This is a genomic window from Affinundibacterium seohonense, assembly GCF_014284305.1.
Taxonomy (GTDB): Bacteria; Pseudomonadota; Gammaproteobacteria; order Burkholderiales; family Burkholderiaceae_D; genus Undibacterium; species Undibacterium seohonense.
In genome coordinates this window covers 28,049-54,720 of the sequence record NZ_JACOFW010000026.1, presented here as the reverse complement: position 1 = coordinate 54,720, position 26,672 = coordinate 28,049, and the positions used below count along the sequence as shown (strand labels likewise).

General features: G+C 47.6%; 22 protein-coding genes. 9 read left to right on the top strand and 13 right to left on the bottom strand.

Annotated elements, in window-relative coordinates:
* Positions 1 to 369: 369 nt before the first annotated feature.
* From asnS to ileS, 5 genes are all read right to left on the bottom strand, one after another.
* The gene (gene asnS, locus H8K52_RS17675) at positions 370 to 1,770 is read right to left on the bottom strand and encodes an asparagine--tRNA ligase (protein ID WP_186924234.1); all 1,401 of its coding nucleotides are present in this window, start codon (positions 1,768 to 1,770) and stop codon (positions 370 to 372) included.
* A 617-nt stretch (positions 1,771 to 2,387) separates the two neighbouring features.
* Entirely contained in the window at positions 2,388 to 2,837 is a 450-nt protein-coding gene (dut, locus tag H8K52_RS17670) for a dUTP diphosphatase (RefSeq protein WP_186924233.1), read from the bottom strand.
* 6 nt (positions 2,838 to 2,843) lie between these two features.
* Positions 2,844 to 4,049, bottom strand: a complete 1,206-nt coding sequence (coaBC, locus tag H8K52_RS17665; protein WP_186924232.1) for a bifunctional phosphopantothenoylcysteine decarboxylase/phosphopantothenate--cysteine ligase CoaBC — start codon at positions 4,047 to 4,049, stop codon at positions 2,844 to 2,846.
* Between the two features lie 10 nt (positions 4,050 to 4,059).
* Complete coding sequence (lspA, locus tag H8K52_RS17660; RefSeq protein ID WP_186924231.1) at positions 4,060 to 4,578, bottom strand: signal peptidase II; 519 nt, start codon at positions 4,576 to 4,578, stop codon at positions 4,060 to 4,062.
* Between the two features lie 380 nt (positions 4,579 to 4,958).
* A complete protein-coding gene (gene ileS, locus H8K52_RS17655) occupies positions 4,959 to 7,838 on the bottom strand; it encodes an isoleucine--tRNA ligase (protein WP_186924230.1) in 2,880 nt (959 codons plus the stop codon).
* Positions 7,839 to 7,876: 38 nt separating this feature from the next.
* On the opposite strand from ileS, the gene H8K52_RS21100 reads away from it, so the two are divergent.
* Positions 7,877 to 8,137 (top strand): hypothetical protein, encoded by a 261-nt coding sequence (locus H8K52_RS21100; protein ID WP_222613824.1) that lies wholly within the window; start codon positions 7,877 to 7,879, stop codon positions 8,135 to 8,137.
* On the opposite strand, the gene H8K52_RS17650 is transcribed toward H8K52_RS21100, so the two are convergent.
* Together H8K52_RS17650 and H8K52_RS17645 are read right to left on the bottom strand one after the other, a co-directional pair.
* Complete coding sequence (locus H8K52_RS17650) at positions 8,117 to 9,085, bottom strand: bifunctional riboflavin kinase/FAD synthetase (protein ID WP_186924229.1); 969 nt, start codon at positions 9,083 to 9,085, stop codon at positions 8,117 to 8,119. The genes H8K52_RS21100 and H8K52_RS17650 overlap by 21 nt on opposite strands.
* A gap of 238 nt (positions 9,086 to 9,323) precedes the next feature.
* Entirely contained in the window at positions 9,324 to 11,450 is a 2,127-nt protein-coding gene (locus tag H8K52_RS17645; protein WP_186924228.1) for an HzsA-related protein, read from the bottom strand.
* Positions 11,451 to 11,757: 307 nt separating this feature from the next.
* Here H8K52_RS17645 and H8K52_RS17640 point away from each other — a divergent pair, with 307 nt between their 5' ends.
* From H8K52_RS17640 to H8K52_RS17630, 3 genes are all read left to right on the top strand, one after another.
* A complete protein-coding gene (locus tag H8K52_RS17640) occupies positions 11,758 to 13,332 on the top strand; it encodes a hypothetical protein (RefSeq protein WP_186924227.1) in 1,575 nt (524 codons plus the stop codon).
* Positions 13,333 to 13,462: 130 nt separating this feature from the next.
* Positions 13,463 to 14,845 (top strand): HD-GYP domain-containing protein, encoded by a 1,383-nt coding sequence (locus tag H8K52_RS17635; RefSeq protein ID WP_186924226.1) that lies wholly within the window; start codon positions 13,463 to 13,465, stop codon positions 14,843 to 14,845.
* 56 nt (positions 14,846 to 14,901) lie between these two features.
* Positions 14,902 to 15,189, top strand: a complete 288-nt coding sequence (locus H8K52_RS17630) for a hypothetical protein (protein WP_186924225.1) — start codon at positions 14,902 to 14,904, stop codon at positions 15,187 to 15,189.
* A 50-nt stretch (positions 15,190 to 15,239) separates the two neighbouring features.
* Here the strand turns inward: H8K52_RS17630 and H8K52_RS17625 are convergent, their stop codons facing one another.
* From H8K52_RS17625 to H8K52_RS17610, 4 genes are all read right to left on the bottom strand, one after another.
* Positions 15,240 to 15,569 carry a DUF2322 family protein gene (locus H8K52_RS17625; RefSeq protein WP_186924224.1) on the bottom strand — a complete coding sequence of 110 codons (330 nt, stop codon included), beginning with the start codon at positions 15,567 to 15,569 and terminating at the stop codon, positions 15,240 to 15,242.
* A gap of 89 nt (positions 15,570 to 15,658) precedes the next feature.
* Positions 15,659 to 16,594, bottom strand: a complete 936-nt coding sequence (locus H8K52_RS17620) for a phytanoyl-CoA dioxygenase family protein (protein ID WP_186924223.1) — start codon at positions 16,592 to 16,594, stop codon at positions 15,659 to 15,661.
* A 208-nt stretch (positions 16,595 to 16,802) separates the two neighbouring features.
* Positions 16,803 to 18,647: a vWA domain-containing protein gene (locus tag H8K52_RS17615; RefSeq protein ID WP_246464660.1), complete on the bottom strand. Its 1,845-nt coding sequence runs from the start codon at positions 18,645 to 18,647 to the stop codon at positions 16,803 to 16,805.
* 51 nt (positions 18,648 to 18,698) lie between these two features.
* The gene (locus H8K52_RS17610; RefSeq protein ID WP_186924222.1) at positions 18,699 to 19,442 is read right to left on the bottom strand and encodes an energy transducer TonB; all 744 of its coding nucleotides are present in this window, start codon (positions 19,440 to 19,442) and stop codon (positions 18,699 to 18,701) included.
* Positions 19,443 to 19,677: 235 nt separating this feature from the next.
* On the opposite strand from H8K52_RS17610, the gene H8K52_RS17605 reads away from it, so the two are divergent.
* From H8K52_RS17605 to H8K52_RS17585, 5 genes are read left to right on the top strand one after another with little or no spacing between them, the layout of a single operon-like run.
* Positions 19,678 to 20,385 (top strand): response regulator transcription factor, encoded by a 708-nt coding sequence (locus tag H8K52_RS17605; protein WP_246464658.1) that lies wholly within the window; start codon positions 19,678 to 19,680, stop codon positions 20,383 to 20,385.
* A 7-nt stretch (positions 20,386 to 20,392) separates the two neighbouring features.
* The gene (locus H8K52_RS17600) at positions 20,393 to 21,922 is read left to right on the top strand and encodes a sensor histidine kinase (RefSeq protein ID WP_186924221.1); all 1,530 of its coding nucleotides are present in this window, start codon (positions 20,393 to 20,395) and stop codon (positions 21,920 to 21,922) included.
* Positions 21,923 to 21,962: 40 nt separating this feature from the next.
* Positions 21,963 to 22,538 carry a nucleotidyltransferase family protein gene (locus tag H8K52_RS17595; RefSeq protein WP_186924220.1) on the top strand — a complete coding sequence of 192 codons (576 nt, stop codon included), beginning with the start codon at positions 21,963 to 21,965 and terminating at the stop codon, positions 22,536 to 22,538.
* A 26-nt stretch (positions 22,539 to 22,564) separates the two neighbouring features.
* Positions 22,565 to 22,963 carry a GFA family protein gene (locus tag H8K52_RS17590; protein WP_246464657.1) on the top strand — a complete coding sequence of 133 codons (399 nt, stop codon included), beginning with the start codon at positions 22,565 to 22,567 and terminating at the stop codon, positions 22,961 to 22,963.
* A gap of 39 nt (positions 22,964 to 23,002) precedes the next feature.
* Positions 23,003 to 23,434 carry a hypothetical protein gene (locus H8K52_RS17585; protein ID WP_186924219.1) on the top strand — a complete coding sequence of 144 codons (432 nt, stop codon included), beginning with the start codon at positions 23,003 to 23,005 and terminating at the stop codon, positions 23,432 to 23,434.
* Between the two features lie 180 nt (positions 23,435 to 23,614).
* On the opposite strand, the gene H8K52_RS17580 is transcribed toward H8K52_RS17585, so the two are convergent.
* Entirely contained in the window at positions 23,615 to 24,820 is a 1,206-nt protein-coding gene (locus H8K52_RS17580) for a hypothetical protein (protein ID WP_186924218.1), read from the bottom strand.
* A gap of 13 nt (positions 24,821 to 24,833) precedes the next feature.
* Positions 24,834 to 26,669: a carbamoyltransferase family protein gene (locus tag H8K52_RS17575; RefSeq protein ID WP_186924217.1), complete on the bottom strand. Its 1,836-nt coding sequence runs from the start codon at positions 26,667 to 26,669 to the stop codon at positions 24,834 to 24,836.
* Positions 26,670 to 26,672: the final 3 nt, after the last annotated feature.

The window sequence follows — 26,672 nt, the reverse complement described above, 5'->3', positions numbered from 1 at the left end:
TGAACTCATGATGATTTCCTTTACCAAAACCGGGGACATTCCCAGCTTCAGAGTAGAAAACCATACACTTTTTACTAGTGATAATTCGTTGAGGAACAGCCCACCGCGTAGCGGTTTAGTTCAACTTTAATTTAATTTGACAAAAATGCATATTAACTTGGCTCGTTAAAAAAGACAATTTGTTTCAAGTCTCTTGAAACCCGCATGACGCTTGATTCAAATTAGTTATACTGTATAGACTTGAGGTATAAGCAAATCGACAAAAAGTGCACGTCACAGAATTTCAAAACAGCGAGTTTAATCATCAAAATACCAATAAAAAGGGCGACCCAAAGTCGCCCTTTTTCATTCAAACTCAAACCACACAAATTAGAATCTGACGTTACCCGGTGTACGCGGGAACGGAATCACGTCGCGTACATTACCCACACCAGTGATGTAAGACACAGCACGTTCAAAACCTAAACCAAAGCCCGCGTGTGGTACTGTGCCGTAGCGGCGCAGGTCGCGGTACCAGTAGTACGGTTCTTTCGCGAGACCGACTTCTTCCATGCGTGCGTCTAATACGTCGAGACGTTCTTCACGTTGTGAGCCGCCGATGATTTCGCCGATGCCTGGTGCCAAGATATCCATCGCTGCCACGGTTTTGCCGTCGTCGTTCATACGCATGTAGAAAGACTTGATGTCCTTCGGATAGTTTTGCAGAACCACCGGGCCGCCTACATGTTTTTCGGCGAGGTAGCGTTCATGTTCGGATTGCAAATCGGTGCCCCATGCGACTGGGTATTCAAATTTTTGACCGCAGTTTTGCAAGATGTTGACCGCTTCGGTGTAGTCCATGCGCACGAATGGTTTGGCGATCATGTTTTCTAATTTGGCGATCACGCCTTTTTCTACGCGCTCTTCAAAGAAGGCCATATCGTCGCCGCGTTCGTTCAAGACCGCAGTGAAGACATATTTCAACATCGCTTCAGCGAGGTCGGCATTTTGTTTGAGATCAGCGAACGCGACTTCAGGCTCGATCATCCAGAACTCAGCCAAGTGACGGCTGGTGTTGGAGTTTTCTGCGCGGAAGGTTGGGCCGAAAGTGTAGACCTTGGACAAAGCCATGCAATAGGTTTCGACGTTCAACTGACCAGATACCGTGAGGAAGGTTTCTTTGCCGAAGAAGTCTTTGCTGAAATCTGGCTTGCCTTCTGGTGTCTTAGGGAAGTTCATCATATCCAGCGTAGAAACGCGGAACATTTCGCCTGCACCTTCGCAATCGGAGGCCGTCAGAATAGGAGTGTTAACCCAGTAAAAATCTTGCTCATGGAAGAAGCGGTGAATCGCTTGTGCGATGGAGTGACGTGTACGTGCCACAGCACCCATGATGTTAGTACGCGCGCGCAAGTGGGCGTTTTCACGTAAGAATTCCATGCTGTGCGGTTTTGGTTGAATTGGGTAGGTGTCAGGGTCTTCGACCAAGCCAAATACTTGCACGCTTTCCGCTTGCATTTCAAAACTTTGACCGCCGCCTTGCGATGGCACGACCATGCCAGTCGCTGAGAAAGATGCGCCTGCTGTCAGGTGCAAAACTTCACTGTCGTAATTGCCCAAAGTGTTTGGTACGACGATTTGCAAAGTGCCGAAGCAAGAGCCGTCGGTTAATGCCAGGAAGGATACGCCAGCTTTGGAATCGCGGCGGGTGCGAACCCAACCTTGAACGGTAACACTGGTGTCACTCGGGGCTTTGCCGTTGAGGACGTCTTTAACGCTGAAAGTTGCCATACTTTATTCTCCAATATTTATTCGAGAACTTCTCAAAACCTCATATGGGGCGATCCGCGTTGTTGTACATCCTCGCAATATTGACATATTGCTCCGGTGTACGCCTAGCGTCTCATCCCCAAATGAGATTTTTAGAAATCCTCGGGTGGCGCATATGATAGCCGTTTGCGCCGTTAAAACCAATTTGTGTTGGTTACTTAATTGCCGTTGCTCTTTTTGAGTTGGGCTTGGGTGTTGCTTTGTTATTGCTTGTTTGTTTCTGATGTTTCTTTTGTTTCGAGTTCGGTGGACTGACGAAAACTAAGCTTACTGCAAAGTCTGTCATTCCCGCATGCTTTAAGCGGGAATTCAGCGTCTTTGGTTGATCAACGAAAGTCGCTGGACTCCTGCCTTCGCAGGAGTGACGGTAAAACGGTTGATGGCTTCTTAAATAGTTACCAGACCAGTATTTACTTCATAGCTCCCTCTCCCGCGGGCGGGTTGGAGTGAGGGAGGCTCAGAAATCTGCACAGCTTGTTTGATTACTTCATGTTTGTTCGAGTACGCCAAAATGTTTGCTTGCTGAACCACCCTCATCCCAACCCTTCTCCCGCTTGCGGGAGAAGGGCTTTAGTTCCTCAATGCTTCCCCGTACTACCAAATCCACCTTCACCACGTTCACTGTCGCCAAACTCTTCAACGATGTTAAAGCCGACCTGTAACACAGGCACAATAATCAACTGCGCGAGACGTTCCATAGGATTTAAAGTGAAGGCATTTTGCCCGCGATTCCAAGTCGAGATCATGAGCTGACCTTGATAATCGGAATCGATCAAACCAACCAAATTACCAAGCACGATGCCGTTTTTGTGACCCATGCCGCTGCGTGGCAAGATCATGGCGGCGTAACCTGGGTCTCCAATGTGGATCGCCAAGCCAGTTGGAATCAAGACTGTTTCGCCGGGTTGAATGGTGATGGCTTCGTCGATGCACGCACGTAGATCAAGGCCCGCGCTGCCCGGTGTACCGTAGGCAGGGAGTTGGTCTTTCATGCGTGGGTCTAGGATTTTTAGGTCTATGTTTTTCATATTGTTTTAGTTCGTTTGAATTCTTTTTGCGATTTCGGAGATGAGTTGATTCGCCAGAGTCTGCTTATCCGCCTTAGGCAATGCCTGATGTCCATTCGCATCAAACAACACCAATTCATTCTCGTCTTTGCCAAAAGTTTGGTGGCCGATATTGCCGACTAGGAGTGGGATGTTTTTCTTGATGCGTTTGGCAGCGCCGTATTCGAGCAGGTTTTCCGATTCCGCTGCGAAGCCGACGCAGTAGGGCGCTTTTGCTAGTGCTGCGACGCTGGCGAGGATGTCTGGGTTTTGCGCGAATTGCAGTTGTGGCGTGTCGCTATCGCTGGTCTTCTTGATTTTTTGATCGCTGGCATTCGCTACGCGCCAATCGGCTACTGCGGCTACTGCGATGAAAATGTCTTGAGTGCTCACCTGAGCCATCACCGCATCATGCATTTGCTGTGCGGTTTGCACTTGCTGGCGTTGTACGCCGTAAGGGGCTTCTAAGGCTGTTGGGCCAGAAACTAAGCTTACGTGCGCACCTGCTTCCCAAGCTGCTTGGGCAATCGCATAGCCCATTTTTCCTGAGGATAAATTGGTAATGCCACGCACGGGGTCAATCGGTTCAAAGGTCGGGCCAGCGGTGATGAGTACGCGTTTGCCCGCCAGTGTCTTGCTTTGAAATGCTGCTTCTAGTTCTGCCAAAATTTGCACTGGCTCTAACATGCGACCCATTCCGACTTCGCCACAGGCTTGTTCGCCGGCAGCAGGGCCGAAGACTATGATGCCGTCTTGTTTAACTTGTGCCACATTGCGTTGCGTCGCTGGGTTGCTCCACATTTCTACGTTCATCGCTGGTGCAATAAATAAAGGTAGATGAGCGGGGCGGGCGATGCAGAGTGTGGACAGCAAATCGTCGCATGCGCCATGGGCTAATTTGTAAATGAAATTGGTGCTGCAAGGTGCGATCAATATCGCATCCGCATCGCGTGTGAGATCAATGTGCGGCATGTTGTTGGCGATGCGCGCATCCCATTGATCTGTGTAGACCGTATTGCCCGACAAGGCTTGCATCGTCACTGGCGTAATAAATTGCGTGGCGCTTTGTGTCATCACGACTTGCACAGTCGCGCCGAGTTTGCCTAGCGAGCGGCAGAGGTCGGCGACCTTGTAGCAGGCTACGCCACCAGTTAAGCCAAGGACGATTTTTTTACCAGCGAGTCGGGAAGCCATGATTGTTTCCTTATTTTTTTACGCGTCGTAACTCATCGAGAATAAACAAAGCCGCACCCAAACAGATCGCACTATCGGCTAAGTTGAATGCCGCGAAGTGGTAGGTGTCTTTGTAATGAAAATCTAAGAAGTCGATGACATGACCATACAACAAACGATCAATCACATTGCCGATAGCACCGCCCATGATGAGCGCGAGTGACCAGCAAAATAGTTTTTGTGAGGCGTGTTTTTTGAGCAGCACCGTAATCACGATGGAAGCGACAACACCAATTGCAGTGAATAGATAACGCTGCCAGCCGCCTTCGTTGGCGAGAAAACTAAAAGCCGCGCCTTTGTTGTAGACCAAGGTTAAATTGAAGAACGAGGTCACTGGATATAGTTCGGCGTAGTGAAAGGCTTTTTCTATCGTGATTTTGGTGACTTGATCGAGCAAAATGACGATGGCTGCGAGCCCCATCCAAATGCCGAATAATCCGTTGGAGGATTTAGGTTTGTTTGAGAAGGTGTTGGTTTTTTTCGTGGCCATAGGTTTGACAGCTTTCGTTGTTAACTCCCTTCTCCCGCAGGCGGGAGAAGGGTTGGGGATGAGGGTGATTCAGATTCGGATAAAGTCAATTGAGGCATCGTTTTTTTATGTAATTAATTTCATTGATTGACCCAATTTAGACTTTGCAGTTTCTGAAACTCCCTCACCCTAACCCTCTCCCGCTTGCGGGAGAGGGGATTTCTTGTCGTCACTCCTGCGAAGGCAGGAGTCCAGTGGCGTTCTCGATACATCAAAAGACACTGGATTTCTGCTTTCGCAGGAACGACAACGGATTTTTTGTAGGGCGGAAGCAATCCGCGCTGCTCAGGTGCCGTATGGCTTGGCGGCGCGGGTTTCATCACCCGCCCAACATTCTTACATTACGCGTACTTACGTACTTCACCCGCACCAAACAAATTGCTATTGCAACGACCGCACAGAGTTGGGTGTTCAGCATTGACACCGACATCTGCACGATAGTGCCAGCAGCGTTCGCATTTTTGATATTTCGATGCACTGACCACGACAGTTTCGTCGGCTTCTGTAGCGACTTGTTCAACGCTAGCAGCAGAAGTGATCAAGGCAAATTTCAAATCATCTTCTAAGCTACTCAACACGCCAAACTTATCGCCACTCGCTTTGATCAAAACTTCCGCTTGCAGTGAAGAACCGATCGCGCCAGAGACACGGACTTCTTCTAATTGCTTAGTCACATCTGCACGTACTGCACGCAAACTGGCGTACTTGGCTTCCAGTGCTTCGCTATTCGCAATCGCTGGCAACTCGTAATAGGTTTGCGTGAAGATGGTTTCGTCGCTGCTTGTAAATGCCTCTGCGCTGGCGAAACTTTGCCATGCTTCTTCTGCTGTGAATGACAGCGTTGGTGCCATCAAGCGCAACAAGCTTTGCGTGATGTGCCAGATTGCTGTTTGTGCTGAGCGACGTGCGAATGATGTCGTGCCGCTGGTGTACAAACGATCTTTTAAAATGTCGAGGTAGAAGCCGCCTAAATCTTCAGAGCAGAATGACTGCAATTTGCTGATGACAGGGTGGAATTCAAAAGCGTCGTAATGCGCCAAGATTTCTTTCTGCAAGGCTGCTGTGTGCGCAATCGCGTATTGATCGATTTCGAATAAATCATTCGTTGCAACCGCATCTTTGCTGAAATCGAAGTCTGAGGTGTTCGCCAGCAAGAAGCGCAGCGTGTTACGGATACGACGATAAGATTCAGTCACGCGTTTCAAGATTTCATCGGAGATCGAGAGTTCGCCAGAGTAGTCAGTTGATGCCACCCACAAGCGCAAGATGTCTGCACCCAAAGTATCGAACACTTTTTGTGGCGCGATCACATTGCCTTTGGATTTCGACATTTTCTTGCCTTCGCCGTCGACCACGAAACCGTGTGTCAGCAAAGCTTTGTAAGGCGCATGGCCATCGAGCATAGAGGCGGTCAATAAAGAAGAGTGGAACCAGCCGCGATGTTGATCCGAACCTTCGAGGTAGAGATCAGCAGGGTAGGCGGATTGTTCTTTGTGTGAGCCGCGCAAGACGGTGAAATGCGTTGCGCCGGAGTCGAACCACACGTCTAAGGTGTCGCGATTTTTCTCATACTGCGCTGCTTCATCGCCGATCAATTCTTCGACCGTGATGTTTTGCCAGGCTTCGATACCTTCTTTTTCCACGCGCTTCGCAATCACTTCTAACAACTCTGGCGTGCGTGGATGGATTTGGCCGGTTTCTTTGTGCAAGAGGAAAGCCATAGGCACGCCCCATTGACGCTGACGTGACAAAGTCCAGTCAGGACGATTCGCGATCATGCCGTGCAAACGAGCCTTACCCCATCCTGGGAAAAAGGCAGTTTCATCAATCGCTTTCAATGCGGTTTCGCGCAAGCTGGCACCGCCATCGGCTGGTGTGTTGTCCATGCTCGCGAACCACTGTGAAGTCGCGCGATAGATGATCGGCGTTTTATGGCGCCAGCAATGCATGTAGCTGTGGTCAAACATTTTCAGTGAGAACAAAGTACCTGCTTCGCGCAATTTATCGCAGATCGGCTTGGAGGCTTCCCAGATCGTCATGCCTGCAAAGAACGGCAGCCAAGATGCGTAGCGGCCATCGCCCATCACTGGGTTCAGCATGTCGTCATCTTTCATGCCATGCGCTTTGCAGGACTGGAAATCTTCGATACCGTATGAAGGTGCAGAGTGAACCACGCCGGTACCGGTTTCTGTGCTGACGTAGTCGCCCAAGTACACAGGTGAAAAACGATCATAGCCTTCATGCATTGCAGCTAAAGGATGTTTGAATTTGATTTCAGACAGCGCTTCGCCCAGGCAAGTGGCGATGATTTCGGCTTGCATGCCCCAATTGGTGAAGGCGGTTTCGATCAAGTCTTTTGCCATCAAAATCAGACAAGGTTCGCCATCACGTTCGGTTTTGATCAAAGCGTAAGTGATCTCTGGATGCATGTTCAGAGCTTGATTGGATGGGATGGTCCACGGGGTCGTGGTCCAGATCACGCAATAACCTTTTTCCAGAGGTAGTTTGTCGAGGCCGAAAGCTTTCGCTAACTTGTCGTTTTCAGCGAACGGAAAGCCGACATCGATAGATGGATCACGTTTGTTTTCGTATTCAACCTCTGCTTCTGCCAAAGCAGAGCCGCAATCGAAACACCAGTTCACTGGCTTTAAGCCACGGTAGACATAGCCTTTTTCGAACAGTTTGCCGAGTGCGCGTATTTCATCGGCTTCATTACCGAAGGCCATGGTTTTGTAAGGATTATCCCATTCGCCCAAGACACCTAAACGGATGAAGTCGGCTTTTTGGCGCTCGATTTGTACTTCTGCGTACGCGCGGGCTTTTTCTTGCACTTCAGCGACAGGTAGGTTTTTGCCATGCAGTTTCTCGATTTGGATTTCGATAGGCATACCGTGGCAATCCCAGCCTGGCACATAAGGCGCATCAAAGCCAGCCATGGTGCGTGCTTTGATGATCATGTCTTTCAATACTTTGTTGACGGCGTGACCGATATGGATATCGCCATTCGCATACGGAGGACCATCATGCAAGATGAATTGTGGACGGCCCTTGGCGGCTTTGCGCACACGTTCGTAGATTTTCTTTTCTTGCCAGCTCTTGACCCATTGCGGTTCACGCTTAGCGAGATCGCCGCGCATTGGAAAGGGAGTTTCCGTCATGTTGACTGGATACTTGCTTGCCGGCTTGCCGCCGTCTTTTTTTGCTTGCTTATCGTTAGACATAGTTTTCTTCGTTTAAATTAAATTTTGGAATTCTTTGGATGAAATTCAAAAGTCTTTGCCGCAGAGGCGCAGAGTACGCTGAGATTCTTATGTCATTCGCGGAAGCAGGAGTCCAGCGTCTTTCGGCGACCACGGCTTTACGCCACTGGATTCCCGCCTACGCGGCAATGACAAATCTAAATAGTGTTGATGCTTTTCTCTGCGTCCTCTGCGCCTCTGCGGCGAAATCTTTTTTAGTTTTTCATCCTAAATCTTTTTATGAACTTGCCGAGCGTTCTTCAAATTCGATCCGTCGCTGAGCCAACGCGTCTCTTGAAATAGCTACGCGCTTGATCGGCATCGCGATTAATGGCGGCAGTTAAAGTCGGTAAATCGACATACTTTTCTTCGTCGCGCAGCTTTTGTAAAAACTCGACATGAATGACTTTGCCGTAGGCATCGACGTGTTGATCGAGGATGTGCGTTTCGAGTAGTACGCGACCACTGTCGTCCACCGTTGGGCGCACGCCCATGCTGGCAACCGCTGGTAAAGGCTGTTCGCTTAATCCATGTACTTGCACGACGAAAATGCCCATTACCGCAGGTTTATGATGCGCAATGCGCAAATTCAAGGTGGGAAATCCCAAGGTGCGACCTAGCTTTTGACCGTGTATAACGTGACCAGAAATTTGATACGGACGTCCCAACAAATGTTGTGCTTCTTCGAAATTACCTGCAGCTAAAGCATCACGTACGGCAGAGGAGGAAATGCGTTCACCTTGTCGTTCTACGGTACTCATTGTTTGCACCACAAAGCCGTAGCGTTCTCCAGCTTCTTTTAGTGTATTAATATCGCCGGCTCGTTTTGCACCAAATCGGAAATCATCACCGACCATCACCAATTTCACATGCAGGCCGTCAACTAAAATCTTTTGGATAAATTCTTCCGGGCTGAGTGCTGCGAAATGGGCGTTGAAATGTTCGACGATTACGCGGTCTATACCTGCTTGATCAAGCGCCGATAAGTTGTCGCGTAGATTGGCAATGCGGCTTGGGGCTTTTGACAGATCGCAGAGTCGTTGTGCAAAGAATGCGCGTGGATGAGGTTCAAAACTCATCACGGCGGCTTCGATGTTTAGACGTGTGGCTGCTGCGCGCAAATCAGACAGTAAGGCTTGGTGCCCAAGATGTACGCCATCAAAATTGCCAATGGCCAGAGCGCACGGTGCGCGAGCGGCAGCATTTGGAAGTCCACGAAAAACCTTCATAGGTCAGAAAATTCTTAAGTAAATTGCAATTTATATGCTTAGTTGTAGGCTTTGTTTGTACATGTTTCCATAAAACAAGGAAGCAAACTAGCAAAAACCCTTGATTATAAAGGCTTTTAGCTACAAGAGAGGCTGAATTTGTCCGTTTTTGCAATGCAGTATTTAAGTTACATTTGCTCAGTAAATTTCTGACGGCTTTGTAGCTTGGCGTTTTCGGTGCTTTGTGCGGTGTTGAAGACTATTTGCTGAGCGAAGATGCATTTTGACTGATTTTCTTCCATTGAGTGAGTAATTCGCGAAGCGCTTCTGGCTTATTGAATGGTGCCGGAAAATCTGCCTGATCTCTTTGATTCACACCATGACAGGCAGCACAGACGCGAATCTCGCCGGCTTTGAATGTAACCCAGTTGCGTTCGCGTACGACCGCGTTACCTTCGGCGTCAGTGGTTTGCCACGTTAGTGCTCGGGCAGCGGGAACGAAGGCGGCGGTGGAACCATCTTTGGCGATGATGACACTACTGGCAATGTCTGGTTCTTGGATATTGAGTGGATGAAAGTTTGTGATGGTTTGTGCCAAGTGGCGACGACCAGGCCGATCTGGGTAGGCACGAATTTGTTCCGCCTGTAAGATTTGAAAATGTTGTATCTCATAGATCACGCCGCTAGTCGCCGCTTTTGAGACCGTGCTGACGCCATTTGGCACTTTCAGATTAAAGGGTTGTTGTTGGTCAGCGCGGTCGCGACTAGTTTGATTCCGAGTAATAATCAGCGCTAAGTTTTGGTCAGTTAACCATTGTCGAAGTGTGGATTCATCGACTTGTGCTTCTTTAAAGATGGCTTGCTCCGGCGATTCTAGCGACTTTGTTGGTGGTGTTATGTTCTTTTGAGGCTTGAGTTCAACCGCTTCGATTTCCCATAAGTCGCCCTTGAAGTGCTTCAATTGTTTGCCATCCCACCAGCTCAACTCTTTGTGTATGCCCTGAGTTAAGGCATGCTTGGCGGTGTACAAACCGGTTTTTGGATGTCGTTCTAACACTTTGATCCGAAGATCTTGTAAGGTGGATTCTGCATCCGGGGGAAGTTGATGGCTAGTATGGCTGGCAATCAATCGACCATCGGACAAGGGCAAAGGATTACGATAACGACCATCTTGTAAATTGTCGCTTTTATCGATCTTGGTAACAGCGATCACCTGCATTTGCTCAGGATTTAAGTCTGGTCTTGCACTAATTTTGACGATGCTATCAGTAGTGAATGAGCCTGACTCTCTGGCATTAATGCCAAAAAAAGTACCTGGTTCTAGCGGATCTTCGCGCAAATGAAAAAGCCCACCTTCGCGGCGTAGTGGTTGTCGATTGGCATAAAATTGTTCGTTAGTACTGCGACTGAGATTCATATCATTTCTAAAGCTGGGTGTCGCAAAACCGAAAGCCAGTTCATGTTGACCGACGTGATTGACGGTCTCTTCATTCGCCCCATCTTGATCAATCTGCCAAAGCGTAAAAAAATTGCTGCGATATGGACTGACATCGCCGTAAGTGCCACTGCTGCCTACGCGTGATTCCGGGAAAATTTCAACCCGTTCTTGCAATGCTTTGGCGGTGGCAGATTCGTCCGAAAAATTAAATGATTGAAATGGCAAACTAACCCCATTGCGATCAGCATCGCGATCTCTGTCGGCAAGCTGATCTTGTTGCAGATGATCCCAGCGCGTGAAAATCACCCGACCAAAACTATCAATAATGGGGTTAAACGCACCACTTGGCGTATGACTCAATAGTTGCAATTGTCCACTCGCTGGATTGAGTTTCCATATCCCTGAAATACTCGGTGTCGCTTCATATTCATCGAGTTGTGGATAGAGATGGGCTTCGCCGGTACGTGGACGATCCGAGGTGAAAATTATGCTGTCGTCGTCAGCATAGATCGGCGAAAGATTGTTATAGCGTGGATCTTGTTTAGCAAGTCGGCGGATCTTTGCCTTGTCATTTGCTGCCAGACCTTCGACTTCATAAATCTGCCAACGATAGTGATTGTTTGTTTGATTTTTTTTGGGTGAGCCGAGTAATAGACTAAACAAGGCTTTTTTACCGCTGGGATGAACCGAAGGCTCTCGCACCGCGATTGCTTTCTGTCCCTGTAAGCCAGACATGCCAAAACCGGCTTCTTGTGTCAGATTTCTGATCGTCCCATCCGGATAAAGCAACATCAAATCGCCGCCACGTGGCACATCTGCGGTCGTTGTTCGGTGATTGGCGAAGGCGGATAAACGGTTGTTGAAATCGTGAGCTGTCGGTACTTGGGTGACAAAAAGCAGGGGATAAGACGTTTTTTCCATTGCTGGCGTCTCGACTTTTGTTGTCATTGCGCCAGATTGTTGTGGGTTTGAATTCTCTTGCCGCTGACAGCCAAAAAGGCTAACCGCAACAAGCATCAAGTAGAAAAAAATGTTAAACATCAGTGATTGACAAAATTCGGAGTGAAATTGCGTGCGCGAACAATATGAATTGTGACTCAAAAAAAGCACAGAGACGACACTTGCTGTGGGAGTGAGTCATCTTACTTGAATTTTTTCTTATTTTGCGTCAATCTACTTTCCGCTTACTACTATTCGTAGTGAAATCCTTAAGCAAGTTCACATAATAATTGATAGAGACAATCAAATGCGGGAAATGAAACCAAAAAACAAGCTCAGCAAACAATGGCTGCTGACAAGCGTAGTGAGCATCATTGCCGTTTCTGTCATCGCTGCCTGCGGTGGTTCAGGAGGAAATGCTGTCACTGCTAATCCCGCTGTCGGCGGTCCACCGTGGCTCAATTTTGGTGGCAATGCACAGCATGAGGGCTTGTCTGGCGTTGCAACGCAGGCGTATTCACGCATCGTTTGGCAGACTCCAGTCGATCTCGCACCCAAATACTCGGCGCAAGGATATTTGTTAGTGCACTACGGTTCACCAGTGATTACCGCGAAAAATACCGTGATTTTACCGGTCAAAACTGCCGCCGATCCCGTGTATCGTTTTGAAGCGCGTAGTGGGATCGATGGTAAGCTGATTTGGTCTGAGAATACTGACTATGTTATGCCAGCGTATCGCTGGACACCCTCTTATAACATTAGCTTAGCGCCGAATAATCGTCTATATGCGCCAGGTGCTGGTGGCAAAGTGCTTTACCGTGACGATGCCGATGCAGCAACCGGGACCTTGAAGAGTATCGTGTTTTATGGTGATAGCGTCTACGCCGCCAATAAGAGCGTTTTAGATAAAGCGATTGTGATCAACACGCCGATTTCCAGCGATGCACAAAGTAATATTTACTTTGGTTTTGTTGCCGCAGCAGGTAATCCGGCTGGTCTAAAAAGTGGTGTCACGCGCATCGGTGCCGATGGGAAGTCGGTGACGACAGATATTAGTGCGATTGTGCCCGGTACTGGAGTCGCAAAAGTCGCTACCAATAGTGCGATCGCCGTTTCCAAAGATCAAAAAACGATCTATGTCGTCGTCAATGACAATATTGCGACTGGTGTACGTCAGACCGGCTATTTGTTGGCTTTGGATAGTACGACCCTAGCTTTGAAATCGAAAGTTCAATTAATTGATCCAAATGAAAAAGGTCCGGCCAATATTTCTGATGACAGCACGGCTTCACCCACGGTCGCACCAGACGGCGATGTTTATATTGGCGTCTTGGAAAAAACGTATGGGACGCATAATGCACGTGGTTGGTTGTTGCACTTCAATGCCGATTTGTCGCAAACTAAAATTCCTGGTTCATTTGGTTGGGACGATACCGCTTCTGTGGTCCCAGCGAATCTGGTACCGAGCTACAAAGGGACTTCGACCTATCTCTTGATGGTGAAATACAATAATTACGAGCGTGCAGGTTCTGGTAACGGCATGAATGAAATTGCGATTCTTGATCCACACACCGAGCAAAACGACAAAATATCCGGCATTAAAGTGATGGCGGAAGTATTGACACTGTTAGGTCCAACACCAGATCCGAATGTGCCAGGCGGTTTTATTGAATGGTGCGTCAATACGGCAGCGGTCGATCCTTTTACTAAATCTGTGATCGTGAATAGTGAAGATGGATACTTGTATCGCTGGGATCTGACCACCAATAAACTCAGCGAAAAAATTCGTTTAACCAGTGGTCTTGGTGAATCCTATACACCAACCGCGGTAGGGGCAGACGGAAAGGTGTATGCCATCAATAATGCGGTTTTATTTGCCGTTGGCAAATAAGGGGTATTGCGATTGATTTAGCCGATCTGAATAGTTTCTTTTCGGCAAATTTTCGGGATTTGATGTATTCTTTGCGATATTGATATGCTCGATGTCTTGTCGGGTAAGCGCAAGCAAGAGAGGATATGACATGCCAGAGCGTAGCTCGAATTGGGATACATCAAATGCCAGCCCAGTCCCTGGACTTAAATTATCTGAACTCATCAGTGCGCTCAGTCACGCACTCGACATCACCGAAGGGCAGCCCGAAGGACATTGCATACGATGCTGCTGGATCGGTATGCATATCGGTCGCGAAATCCATCTGCCAGAAAATCAGTTGTGGGACTTGTACTACACCTTACTGCTCAAGGATCTTGGCTGCAGCAGCAATGCTGCGCGCATTTGCGAGCTATACCTGACCGATGATCTGCAATTTAAGCGTGACTTCAAAACGGTCGGTGACAGTTTGCCGCAGGTACTGCATTTTGTGCTGAAACATACGGGTTTGAAAGCTGGTCTAGCAGAGCGCTTTCGTAGTGTCTTAACGATCTTGCGCGATGGTCGTAATATCGCCCAAGAATTGATTGCAACTCGTTGTCAGCGAGGTGCCGAAATCGCTCGTTTATTACGTTTTTCGGAAGATGTTGCGCAAGGTATTTATAGTTTGGATGAACACTTTAACGGCCAAGGTCGGCCTGAGGGTTTGCGTGCCGAGTCGATCCCGATTTTTTCTCGTATCGCTTTATTATCGCAAGTGATCGACGTGTTTCAAGTTGCTGATGGCGCTGAAGCTGCATTGCAAGAGATTCGCGACCGTTCTGGCGTTTGGTTTGATCCCTTGCTGGTTGATGCATTCGAGACCGTTGCTAAGGATGAGAATTTTTGGCGGGATTTACGGTCGGCAGACATTACGCAGAAAGTGGTGGCGTTGGAGCCTGATGCGCATGAAGTGCCGATAGACGACGATTATCTGGATGATATTGCCGCCGCATTTGGGCAGGTGGTTGATTCTAAAAGTCCTTACACGAGTGGACACAGCGCGCGGGTTGCTCTGTATACCGATATGATTGCTGAAGCCTTAGAGCTTAGTCCAGCGCGCCGGCGCTGGTTGAAGCGCGGTGCGTTACTGCACGATGTTGGCAAACTTGGCGTTAGTAATAGTGTGCTCGACAAAGCGGGAAAATTAGATATTTCGGAATGGGATGAAGTCAAGCTACACGCCAGTTATACCGAGACGATTTTGTCGCGTATTTCGGTCTTTGCAGAGTTAGCCAAAGTCGCGGCGGCTCATCACGAGAAATTAGACGGTACCGGTTATCCCAAAGGCTTACATGCGGAGCAGATCTGTCTTGAGACACGCATCATTACGACTGCCGATATTTTCGATGCAATCACCGCTGAACGTCCATATCGCGGTGCGATTCCTATTCCCCGAACCTTAGAAATGATGGCAGAAAATTTGCATACGGCGATTGATGAGCGTTGTTTTGAAGCTTTGAAATTGGCAATCGCTAAATTAGAGCCGGTTTAAGTTATCGACCAACTTTATGGATCGCGCCTGCATGGCATGATGTCGATGAAATCGCGTTGGCAAAAAGATTGCAACGCGATGATGCCAGTAGTGAAGTTCACCATTTCCTAAAGCTATTCCGAATGCGCATTGATGTCGCCATTATTGGCAGGTCAACTCATGAATTTCTCGTGAAGCATCAACCGGATTTGTGGGGAAAATTTCCTACCTTGTCCAAGTCGCACGATCAATACGATCGTGGGGTTTTATTTCCTCAAGTATTTCCAAAAGGCCATCCGGTACTTGGCGCTATCTTGCAGCAGATGCATGTCGACCCTGCGTGGAATGGCATCGTAGTGCCTTAGCGTCAACATTGCTGAGCACGACCTGCCATTCACCTCACAACAATCTGTGTTTATTGTGCGATTAGTTTGACCTCGTAGTGGCGATTGTTTTGATTTGTACAGGTCTTTTCAACGAAGGCCAACAGGCGATCAATATTGGGGTGTTTGCCGGGAAACGCTTTTGCGTCTGCCGTATGTTCGGCGTACAGTTGCAGACCTTTTTCAGCTGCAGCTAGATTGATCTCACCAAACTCTTGAACTAGCGTGTTATACACCCGAACGCTGCCAGCTGAGCCTGGTTTATTGTCGATACGGGCGTTCAATTGTTCACCATCGTATAGTTCGATGGCGGCCAGATGATCAATGTTTTCTAGGGTCGCTAATAGGTCGCTAAATTGCATAAGTTGTCCTTTGAAGGTGTTAGTTGATTTAATTTTTTGGTCTCTCGGCGCCTACATTCAATGTCGATCAACAGTGAGCGTCTGACAAGCTAAATCCATACGCTGTGTTCGACATCATCGTTTGGTATATAGGTCAGATATTGCACCATTCTCGGCGTTCGACCACGATTTGCTGTTGCACAGTGCGGCAAGGCCTGGTGCCAGATCACAAAGTCGCCAGCATTGCCTGGCACCGCTTGCGCTTGCAAAGTTTGCTCGGCGACTTGTCGAGGATCTTCTCCTGGATTGAGCCCATTTAACCAATCAGCTAACTGATTCTGAAATCCTGGAACACAATGAAAGGCACCGTCGTTGTCCTTGCAATCAGTTAAGTAGAGTAGTCCCTGAAATCGATCTGGAATCGGTTGTGCTAGGCTGACATCCCAGTGCAAGGGGCTACCACGGAATGAAAATGTAGTCGTTTCCGGCGGATTAAAACTGACGTGATCAATCGATTTGTAAATGTCGCTGTGTCCATATAATTGCTCATAGGCCGCACGAATGCGTTTTGAGGCACGATTGGTGTTTAAGCGCGGGTGGTTATATAGCGGCGCCATTAAACCTCTCTGTAGATGTTGCGATTGGTACCAGCTAGATGGTGTTTGTAGGTCTGCGCCGAGAAATTGCCAGATGGCGTCACAGCTTGCGGCGCATGCTTCGGCGGTGATAACACTCGGCAAAACGAGATAACCGTTGTTTTGCCAGAACGCGATTTGTTCCGCAGAGAGTTCGTAGTTGTTTTCGGCATCGTCGCTAGCGTCATCCACGACTTGGTATTGCGCATTTGACGTGCTTATCCATTCTCGAAAAGCATCTAATCCTGGGCGTTCTTGCAGTAAATATTGGAGTGCAACCGGGTGGGCAATGTTGTTGGCATATAAGGCTTGCACTTGGCGGCGCCACATACTTCTATTGCCAGTATCGGGGCGATATGCGGGATCGCAATATTGCCGCCAAAGTTGTTCTAATATCGTCCAATCTTGCATGTACTGCCTTTTTTTCAATGTACTTAGTGAGGATGTCAACGACACGAAGAGTTTCGCTAAGCGTTAGTTTACGCGCAGTCTCGCTTTGTCACAAATTTTTTGGTGTTTCGCAGTGTCACCTTAGTCGGAATGAAAAATGGTGGGCTTAGATGCCCACCATCGTACTGTTGTCTCAAATTGCTGTGACTTGCGTTCTGCAGTTGACGTTTTAAGGTGAGACCGTTTCGCTTGATTCCGGCTTAGCCTTTTTTGTTCGTGGCCGTTGAACGGGATGCAGCGCCGCAGATAATTCAACTAAGCGAATGAATTCGGCTCTATGCCCAAAACGATCATCCCCACGTGCAGAATTGGCGAGTGCCAAGATGTCCTTTGGCCCGAATTCGGCGATTAAGCTACTGCCGCGTAACCATTGTGCCCAGGCTGCTACCGCAGTAGCGAATCTGAAATCCTGATCGGCTGCTTTGATGTTGGACACCAAGCTATCTTGTTTGATCGGCGTTTCAATCAATTGGCTTTGATGTTGGCTAGGCGTTTTGTAGCGTAGTTTTAACCATGCAATCTCATCGCTGTTGCTATCTTTGCGCTGGGTTTTTGATACAGTTTTGGTGGCTTGATAGCGTAGTGGATCGATGTTGCCTTTGCTAGCAATTGGTACGATTTCATAAAGTGCAGTCACCGTATGCCCTGCGCCGATATCGCCTGCATCGACTTTGTCATCATTAAATTGCTCTCGGCTTAGAGCGCGTAATTCATAGCCGATTAAACGGTATTCTTTGACTAGTGCTGGATTAAACTCGACCTGCAGTTTTAAATCCTGTGCGATGGTCGCCAAGGTCGAGGTATATTCATTGACCAAAACTTTGTGCGCTTCTTGTATGCTATCCAGATAGTGATAACTGCCATCGCCATTGTCCGCCATTTTTTTCATCAGAGCTTCGTTATAGTTGTCATTGCCGACCCCTAAGGTGCTCAGACTAATACCCGCTTTACGCTCACGTTCGACTAAGGCTTTTAGATCACTGTCATTCGTCACACCGATGTTGAGATCGCCATCGGTCGCCAGTAAAACCCGGTCGATACCACCAGGAATACGGGCTGCATGCGCTTGTGCGTACGCGAGCTTAATCCCAGCTTCGCCATTGGTGCCACCAGAGGCAGTTAATTGGTCTATCGCTAGATTGATTTTACTTTTTTGGTCACCAGCAGTGGCGGGCAGCACCACGTTGGTACCGTTGGCATAAGTGACTAAGCTGACACGATCTTGCGCACGCAATTGTGAAACTAGTAGCTTCAAGGATGTGCGTAGCAATGGTAACCGTTCTGCTGGACTCATGGAACCAGAAACATCCACTAGAAATACCAGATTCGCCGCGGGCAAGGTCTCTTTCGCAATGTCTTTACCTTTAATCGCAATACGTAACAACTGGCGCGATGCATTCCACGGCGAGCTACTCAACTGTGTGTGTACGCTGAACGGATGCGCTTGATCTTTGTCCGGTAATGCATAATCGTAAGCGAAATAATTCACTAATTCTTCGGCGCGTACCGCATCAGGACTGGGCAATTGACCTTGCTGAATAAAACGCCGTACGTTTGCATAGCTGCCCGTGTCGACATCGGCACTAAAAGTCGATACCGGATCTTCGCTGACTAGCTTCCAACTATTCTCTTGAAATTTTTGATATTTTGCTGTGTCTTGTACTGGTATGTATGCTGAGTCAGTGATGTATTTTTGCTTGCTCAGCAAAGGAGGTGATACCACCATCTCCCCTGGTGCTAAATAAGGCGGTGGCGCGATTGTTATCATCGCCGCTTCGGCTTTGGTGTTGTTCACAGACTGTAGCATCATCAATTTGGATGGTGATTTTGGCGCGGGCAACTCGGCAATTTTTTCCTTGCTTTGTACTGAAGATGCTGCGTCAGCTTTCGCATGATTCTGTGATTCGATTCTATTGGATGAGCTACAGCCACTAAGGTATATGCTCAAGATACAAGTGCCAATGAGCATTTGTGTTAGTGGTGTACGGTTTGTTGAGATAAGCTTAGGTTTCATAATGACTCCTGAATAAATACGGTGAAAAAACATTCAATTTTTGCGGAATAGTTAATTGATACTCCAAACATATTGCAATTTGGCCCAAGATTTTTCGGCGACACCATCCACCGAACCAGGTTTGAATTTGCATAAGCTCAAACCTTGAATCGCTGCTTTATCGAGTGCGCGTGAGCCACTGGATTTTTCTACCTTGCTTTCTAAAACTCGGCCATCGGTGCCAATTAACATTGCCAAGTTGACCGTTCCTTCTTCACCAATGCGAAGCGAGTTAGCCGGATAGTCTGGCTTTTCGCAGGCGTTCGAGTCGACTCGCGCTGCGATATGTACGGGTGCGCGAGGTGCCGCAACTTCGCCATTGCCACCGCCATTGTTTGGCGGTGGTGTGGGGTCAAACTTCCCTGGCTCGACCTTTTCTTTTTCGGCCACGGTAATCACAGGAACATCATCGCGATCCTGTCTTACGAATGGTGGCGGGATCACAGGTATGGTCGGTAACGTCTTCGGTAAGTCTTTGCTTGGTTCTGGTTCTGGTGTCTTGACCGGTGGTTTGATGGTGGTCAGCTCAATGATGGTGGGTGGGCGAATGTCGATCACATTCGTCGCCTGCAAACCTAAGCCCAAAGCAAGGGCATGCAATACGCCAGTAATCAATAGGGAAGACATTTTTCTCTTTGGTGCTTGTTCATACTGGGCTTGTCCGTAACTTTGCGTAGTCATGATGAACTCCTGATTGCGTAATTTGGAAGTAAGAGCCGCCATTACTGGCAACATGGCGATGTGCTTATGAATCATTTTGTGCTCATCGTTGGAAATATAATATGCTAGTAACTAGCAAAATAAAAGGAAAATTTTTAACTTATTTTTACTTGTATCTAGTCGATTGACTTCTATTTGCCAACTATATGCAATAAATCAATGACTTAGCGAGATGCATTCGCGTAGAAATAATTACTAGTAACTAGCAATAAATCTCAAATTAATTGCTATTTGCTAGTAAAATGGGTTCCATGAATGAGTATTTTGATGTTTGCGTCACATCAAACTGGGAGAAAAAGTGGTTAATCAAGGCTTAGTAACAAATCAACGTGAAAACATGCCCAAGCCGATACGGGTTTTACTGGCTGATGATCATCCAATTGTGATGACAGGCTTTGCCATGTCATTAGCCGCTGAGGGCATGGATGTGGTGGGGCAAGCAAAAACGCCGCAGGAAGCAGTAGAGCAATATGTCGCGCTGCAGCCGGATGTGGTGGTGCTCGATATTCGTTTCGGCGCGGAGATGACCGGCTTAGATGCGGCAAAGCATATTCTCGAAAAGCAGCCGCATGCGCAGATCGTATTTTTGAGTCAATTCGATCAAGATGCCTTGATCAAAGAAACCTATCGTTTAGGTGCAAAAGCCTTTGTCACCAAAGACTGCGATCCTGCTGATCTGGCGGTGGCGGTGCAAAGGGCAAGTCAGGGCGAACTTTACTTCATGCCGCAAATCGCCGAGCGCTTAGCCAATTTATCTGTGCGCGGCGATGCCTCGCCACAAACTTTGCTCGATGAACGTAGTTTGGAAATTTTCAAACTCATGGCAGAAGGTTTAACTAATGTCGAGATCGCCGAAAAACTCGATCTCTCACAAAAAACCATCAGTAATATCAGTCAGGCAGTGAAAGAAAAACTAGGCATACATCGACCCGCTCTAATTACCAAGTTGGCGATGAAACACGGCCTGATTGAGCCTTGAATTCAAGATGAATCCGACCCTCAAGAAAGCTGGGATCATCAGCAGCATCCTGCATTGGCGCAACTGGAGCATACGCACACGTTTGATGGTGGTAGCGGTTTTTCCTGTCGTCTATCTATTTTTTTCCTTGATTGCGTATTCTTACTACGCTCGTCTTAAAGAGGTTGAAGAAGAATTAGATTCCCGCGCAAAAACCATTACCACCGCCTTGGCTGATGGTGTGGAATACAACATCATCGCAGGGAATATGCAAGGCATACGACAAATGATTTATGGCGTGATTCAATCGGATCGCGGTATTTATCGCATCGATATTTTCGACGCGAATAAAAAAGAATTGAGTCACGTAGAAAATGCAGGTAGAGCCAAGCCGGAAAGTCGCTACGTAGAAATGCCAATTCGGCGTCACATGGTATGGGTTAACTTACACACGGAAACCCATGATGAATTCTATAAAGTGGATCCAGTCAAGGAAAAAAGTCAGGCAGTATTGGGCTATGTGCGAGTCATCATGACCAAGACCTATTTATTAAGTAAACAAAAATACCGTTTCTCCATAGAGCTCTTGATGTCTATTTTGGCATTGTCAGTGAGTGCCTGCTTAGCATGGTATTTATCAAAAGGTCTTACCCGACCTTTACACTTGGCGATTGACGCGTTGCGTGACATTAGTGCCGGTCGCACGGAGACGCAAATTAGTATTTCACACGGCGGCGAAATCGGTGAATTACAAAGCTCCATCAATGAGATGGCGCATAATCTCCACCAGTCGCAAACGCATCTGGAAAACACCGTCGCTGAACGCACCAAAGAGCTAATTGCCTCACGCAACGACGCACTCAAAGCCGATGCCGAAAAGCGTCGCTTGATTCACAAAGTCAATGCGATTGTCGAAAACGAGCGTCAAAGTATCGCGATTGAAATTCACGATGAACTCAATGCCTCCTTGATCGCAGTACGTTTAGAATCAGAACGCATCGCCAAGATTGCTGCCAAAGCAGAAAGCGATGAACGATTTACGCCGGTGTTTCAAGAAATTCAGGAGCGAGCAAAAGCGGTCGTCAAACTTGCCCTTGATTTGTATGCCAATGGGAGAAATTTGGTCCGTCGTCTGCGCCCCGAAGTCTTGGACATGCTAGGCTTAGAGGGCGCCATTGAAGAGATGCTACGTTTGTATAATGCAGCGCACGAAGACTGTCATTTCGATTTCGCATCAAAAGGAGATTTTGCCCAATTAGATCCCGACCTTGCCATCTCTGCCTACCGTATCGTACAAGAAGCTTGTTCAAATATTTTGAAACACGCACAGGCAAAGAATGTTGATATTACATTGCAAATGCGAGCAGACAAATCCTCTCTAACAATCAATGTGTTTGATGATGGGATCGGCTTTGACCCAGACCAAGTGGTAGCAGGCATCGGCATTAGCGGCATGCGCGAACGTGTGTTGGCCTGGGGTGGTGAGTTTAATTTGCAAAGCCAAGTGGGCGAGGGCACACGTATTTTGATTACATTACCGGTGGAATTACGAACATGAATGTGCGGTCTTCAAATCTTTGCACGCTCCTGATGAATCCATGAAACAACAATTCATCAAAGACGTTTTTAGTAATCCCAATAACGCGGAAATCCTGGCACGCTGGGACGCATTCGCATTGCCCGATAGCTGGTTGGTTGCTGGTTGTTTGTTTCAAACTGTGTGGAATCGCATTTCAAATCAAGAACCAGCATTCGGCATCAAAGATTACGACATTTTTTATTACGATCCTGATGATCTTTCAGCTGCGTCAGAGCAAGCCAATCAAGAACGAGTGAGCAAGCTTTTCAAGGATCTGAATATCACTCTGGAAGTCTGTAATCAAGCTCGTGTGCATTTATGGTATGAGTCTTATTTTGGACATTCTTATCCCCAACTTGCCAGTGCTAAAGATGGTATTGATCGTTTCCTAATTCCTTCGACTTGTGTCGGTATGAATCCGCAGGAAATCTATGTGCCGAATGGTTTTGAGATCTTGTATCAGGGCGTGTTGGCGATGAATCCACTGACACCACATCGACTCTTATTCGAACAAAAAGCACAGTCATATCAACGACGTTGGCCTTGGTTAAGCCTCGAAGACGACCCTGCGATGTCGGGTTCTACAACGATTTAAACAACGGCATTTTAAGGAGATCATCGATGTCAAATTTGATCGAAGGCGCCTGTCTCTGTGGCGAAGTTCACTGGACTTTTGCGGGCGAACCAGATGGCGCGACCGCTTGCAATTGCACTGCCTGTCGGCGTTATGGTGTGCTGTGGGCCTATGATTATGAGAATGAAGGCATTCAAGTCAGTGGTGTAACAAAAGCCTATGTGCGTGGCAAAGCACTTGAATTTCATTTTTGTCCTCAGTGTGCTTGCGTGGCGTTTTGGCGCGGCTTGCAAGTAGACGAACAAGGTCGCCGTCGTATTGCGGTCAATTTACGTTTGGCAGAGCCAGAAGCCGTGGCGCAGATTCCTATCGATCATTTTGATGGACTTGATACTTTTGATGATTTTCCACGTGATGGAAAATGTGTTGCAGATTATTGGTTTTGATTTATACTGCGCGGTGTTTTTGTTAAAAAGTAAAGACACATGAAAAAGACGCAAACCATTTGGATCTACTTAGCTGGCATCATCGCCTTGATCGGTGTTGTTATTCATATCGCAGCAGTCTTCGGTGGCGCCAGTTGGTACGCTTATTTCGGTGCATCACGTAGTGTTGTGCAATCAGCTCGTGACGGCACCTGGCTCGCTCCCGTCAGCGCTCTTGTCATCGCCGGCTTAATGGCAATCTGCGCGGCCTACGCCTTTTCCGCACTTGGTGTCTTACGGCGCTTGCCATTATTACGCACAGGGCTGGCGGGAATGGCAATCGTCTGTTTGTTACGTGCGCTGGTGTTGTGGCCGTTGATGATCAATCACCCAAATTTGCGCAATACCTTCGAGATTGTGGCGGCAATAGTGTGGGGAATTGCTGGTGTTGGGTTTGTGTTTGGCTTTCGTTTGGCGGGATCTAAGCCTTAGCATTCCCTCAGCAAGTTGATTCAGAAATTCTCGATTGAATTGGTCTGTTTAACGCTCAAACTCTCGCATCAGGAGTCGAGCGCCAAACTGAGAGCAAACATTTGACGATCGATGGATACATCAAATTTCAACTCTTGCATGGAATCCTTGATTTTATTTTTCCGCAAAAGACGAACGTGATCAGGGCTTGCTTAAATATTTTTGCGTGATGACTTTTGCCAACTCCTGCATCGCTAATTCATTTCCCTCTTTGCCAAAGTGCCAATCTCCCTCACGTACATTTAAGGCTTTTTCGCTCTCGATTTTGAGGGGAATGAGTTGGTTTGCTAAAGTAGTCTTTTTCAAGTGGCGTAACCAATCCGAGCCGTCATAAGCAAAATACGTGTTGGTCTTTAAATTCTTGATACATTGTATTTCACGAAATGATGCATCCAGATCATTTCGATAGGTATGTACGATGTTAAAGCTGGCACCGTGTTGTTGGCTAACTGACGCGATTTCTTGAAACAGGCGATGCGTGATGTCGATCGAATATTGCTCACGCGGCGACAGGTTTTTCAAAAAAGGTGAAAAATGATTGCGCCCGCCTTCGACATCCTCTTCGGTCACGATCGTGTAGGCACGTTCGCCTTTGCGATAGGCTTCGATGACGTCTTGTTCAATCACCTCATTTTTTGGGCAACTTGCAGGCTCGGTTGCGACTCTGGTGGTGGACGGCAATTTTGCTAGCCATTGGTTTAAGTGCACCTGTTCAATTGAGCTTTTTTTGCCTTGGTCTTGACCACTCAAGGCGATGCCTAAGAGCGTCCGTAATTTCCATTCAAAACTTGCTGGAATGACCGCTTTGAGTTTGTCACCGTCCAAAGTGTAGGTTGGTTTTAGCTTGCCAGCTTCTAGCGTGATGCTGCGATCGATAAAGGTATTTTCCCAATAATCATTGACTGGTGTTGTCCATACCAGAACCGCATTAGCACGATATTTTTCGAAATATTTTGTCAGCCAAAGTAGTTGCTGATCTTGTCCCCAGCCGGCAGAGGCCACTGAAAAAACTTTGACTTTATCGCGACCAGACTGGGCTTTGATGGCTTTTTCTAGCAGCCCTTCAGGAACATCTTCAAACACCTGTGTTCCCGCTTCGGTTTGCGAATCACCCACCAGTACGACGACGAAGTCGTCATCCGTGTAGGCGATATTTTGTCCACGCAAACCGAGTTGATTGGTGTGCTGGTCATGCTGATTCATCGGACCACGATAGGGGCTTTCATCCCATTTCCAACCATGTTTGGGTGTCGCCGGAAAATTCGCGAAATGCAGAGCCGTTTCGGCAATGCCGAGCACTACCGCGATGGAGACGATCGATAACAATAAATTTTTTAAGAGTTTCATGATGAAGTGTAATTTAATCGAGTTCAAACGCGTTTTCGTAGCTGACTTTGAGGGCAGGGTCTTGCTTTTCTTTTTTGAGATAACAATTGCCGATCGCCAGGCGCTCAATATCCGTTCCCATGAAGCACTTAAAGGCTTCTTCTGGCGTATTCACGATAGGTTCACCACGCACGTTAAAACTCGTATTGACTAAAATTGGGCAGCCAGTCATTTGCTTGAAACTTGATAGCAAGGCGTGGTAGCGTGGATTGGTGTCTGCTGTGACGGTTTGCAGACGTGCTGAATAGTCGACATGCGTGACGGCAGGAATAGTCGATCGCGCGACTTTCAGTTTGTCGATGCCGAACAAATCTTTCTCAGCCTCCGGTGTGGCTATTCTCTGACTGTCTTTGACTTCTGCCACCATCAGCATGTAAGGACTATCCGCATCGAAGTCAAACCAAGTATTGACGTCTTCACGCAAAATCGAAGGTGCAAATGGGCGGAAAGACTCGCGAAATTTGACTTTGAGATTGAGTGTGCTTTGCATCTCTGGTGAGCGCGCATCACCAAGAATGGAGCGAGCGCCCAAAGCTCTGGGGCCAAATTCCATGCGACCTTGAAACCAGCCTAGCGCGTTGCCCATTTGCAGATCATTGGCGCAGGTGGCGATGAGTGTTTCTTCATCCAATACCTCAAATTCAGCACCTGCCGCACGGAGGCGACTTTCGATATCGCTTTGCGCAAAATCTGGGCCAAGATAACTGCCTTGCATGTGATCAAATCCAGTGCAAGGTTTGCGTTCTTGATCGAGGTAGCCATGATAGGCAGCAAGCGCCGCGCCTAGCGCACCACCGGCATCACCTGCCGCAGGTTGTACCCAAATATTATCGAAATGCTTATCTTTAAAAATCTTCCCATTAGCGACGCAATTGAGCGCAACACCACCCGCGAGGCATAAATTCTTTAAACCGGTTTCTTTGGCGACGCCTGCAACTAATAGACTGATCACTTGTTCCGTGGCTGCTTGCAAAGAGGCGGCCATATCCATATGGGCTTGCGTTAACTCTTGCTCTGCCTTGCGTACTGGGAGTTGAAACAGTTCGCCAAAATGACGATTGGTCATGGTCAAGCCAGCGCAGTAATCAAAGTACTTCATATCCAGACGGAAGGAACCATCGGGCTTAACATCGATTAAGTGTTTAAAAATGGTATCAACATAAACTGGCCTGCCATATGGCGCCAGTCCCATGACTTTATATTCGCCCGAATTGACTTTAAAACCGAGATGATAAGTGAAAGCCGAATACAGTAAGCCCAAGGAATGCGGGAAATGTATTTCCTTAATGACTTCTAGTTTCTTACCACGACCTATCGCCAAGGAACTAGTCGCCCATTCACCGACGCCATCTAGTGTTAATACCGCTGCTTCTTCAAATGGAGATGGATAGAAAGCACTAGCCGCGTGACTGACATGGTGTTCGCCGAATAGTAATTTATCTTCCCAATTGACCTTGGAGGAAAAATTCTTGAGCTCTTTTGCGAGTAAGTTTTTTAGAAAAAGTTTTTCACGTAACCAAACTGGCAGAGCTAGTCGAAATGAAGAAAAGCCTTTGGGTGCGAACGCTAGATAGGTTTCCAGCAAGCGCTCAAATTTTAGAAACGGTTTATCGTAAAACGCGACGTAGTCGACGTCGTCCATTTGTATCCCGGCCTGTGCCAGACAATATTGCAAGGCTTGGCTAGGAAACGCGGCATCATGTTTTTTACGCGTGAAACGTTCTTCTTGCGCCGCTGCAATGATGACACCATCACGTATCAGTGCCACTGCACTGTCGTGGTAATACGCGGAAATGCCGACAACAAACATAGA